The following is a 1,562-nucleotide window of genomic DNA, read 5'->3' as shown; positions in this document are numbered from 1 at the left end:
GATCTCCGGGATCTGCAGGCCGTGGGTCTGGCCGACGGTGAGCACCGCGACGTGCCGGGTGACGCCGGCGTTGGAGCCGGTGCGCCCGCGGACGGTGACCGTCGGCGAGTAGGGCTCCTGGTGCATGTCGGAGGCGTCGGTGAACGACGCGAGGTCCTCGGGTTCCCAGGCGGCGCCCGGGGTCGCGGGCAGGTTGCGCGGCGCGGGCAGTCCCAGCGAGCACGAGCGGTGCATCAGCCAGGAGATCTCCTCGGCGCTGACCGGGCGGCCGTCCAGCCCGGCGGAGCCGATCACCTGGTCCAGGTGCTCGATCTCGCTGTCCAGGGCGACGAGCTCGGCGTCGACGGCCTCCGGGAACACGCGGCGCAGCAGCGGGGCGGCGCGCTCGACGGCGCGGTCGACGACGTTGCGGGTCTGCACCTGGACGCCCAGGTAGACCTCCTTCTCCGCCATCGAGCGGCCCATCAGCTGCTGCTGCTCGCCGACCATGTAGTCGTCGAAGGTCAGCGCGCCCGGGGTGTCCGGCAGCGGGTGGCGGGCGTTGTGCACGTGCGCCTCGGCCCACATCCGGATCGGGTAGGGCCGGTTGGTGACCCGCAGGTGCAGCCAGCGGCCCTGGAGTTCGGCGTACTGCCCGGCGATCGCGGCGATCAGGTCCTGGCGCTGGGAGTCGGAGCGGAACGACCACCGCTGCGCGGAAAGCCGGTACCAGGCGAACACGTCCTGCCCGGTGCGCAGCAGGTGCCCGTCGATGGACCGCGCGGAGATCGTCGGCGTGTAGGTCGGGATCGACGTCTCGTCGCCGAGCCTGCGCTTGCCGCCGCGGGCTGGACGGGCGGCCCTGGCGGACGAACCGACGGCGCGAGGTGGAACCTGTTGCGAGCTGCCCTCACGGCCTCGCCGTCGACCGAACACCACGAACCTCCTTGCTACGCGCCCGCTTGCGGGGAGCCTGGCCACGGGCCGGCTGCCTGGAGCGGTTGACCTGCTGCTGCCTGTTGCCCCGGCCCGGGCGTCTGGGCTGCTTCTGCTTGGGCCGGGGCCGAGTCGTGCGCACCCGGATCCGCGCGGCGGTGGCGGCTCCTCCCCGCGTGGCGGTTTTCTCCCTGGGCGCGGTGAGTTCGCGCATCCACATCACCAGCACCGCCCCCAGCGGGCGTTCGTGGGTGATCCGGGCGCAGATGATCCGGGTCACCACGATGGTGATGACGACCGCCCACGCGGTGGAGAAGAAGCTGAACCCGATGTTCATCCGCCGCTCGATCGCGAGCACGAGCAGGAAGACCACGATGCCGACGCCCCAGGCGACGTAGCGGGCGCGCCACGGGAAGGTCGCCTTCGGCGGGCCGAGCCAGACCGCGTCGACCCGGTAGATCTCGTCGTCGGTGCGGATCCGCAATGCCGATCACCCGCTGGTGCTGAACAGACCGGCGATGAACGTCCCGATGTCGACGCCCGATCCGGTCACGGCCAGTCCGATGATCGCCAGCGCGACGATGATGCCGCCGACGCGGCGCATCACGCCGGCGTTGTCGCCCTTGCCACCGCCGAGCCACAGCAGC

At 72.0% G+C, this 1,562-nt stretch carries 1 protein-coding gene and 1 pseudogene; both read right to left on the bottom strand.

Annotation, left to right across the window (positions count from 1 at the left end):
* Nucleotides 1-915, bottom strand: a pseudogene (locus ABD691_RS04065) (ATP-binding protein); the annotation flags it as partial.
* Entirely contained in the window at nucleotides 890-1,399 is a 510-nt protein-coding gene (locus ABD691_RS04060; protein WP_344677992.1) for a hypothetical protein, read from the bottom strand. The pseudogene ABD691_RS04065 and the gene ABD691_RS04060, both read right to left, overlap by 26 nt.
* Nucleotides 1,400-1,562: the final 163 nt, after the last annotated feature.

This window comes from Saccharopolyspora taberi (genome assembly GCF_039534165.1).
GTDB classification, from domain to species: domain Bacteria; phylum Actinomycetota; class Actinomycetes; order Mycobacteriales; family Pseudonocardiaceae; genus Saccharopolyspora_D; species Saccharopolyspora_D taberi.
The sequence above is the reverse complement of the archived record's forward strand: the minus strand, read 5'-3'. Positions and strand labels throughout refer to the sequence as shown.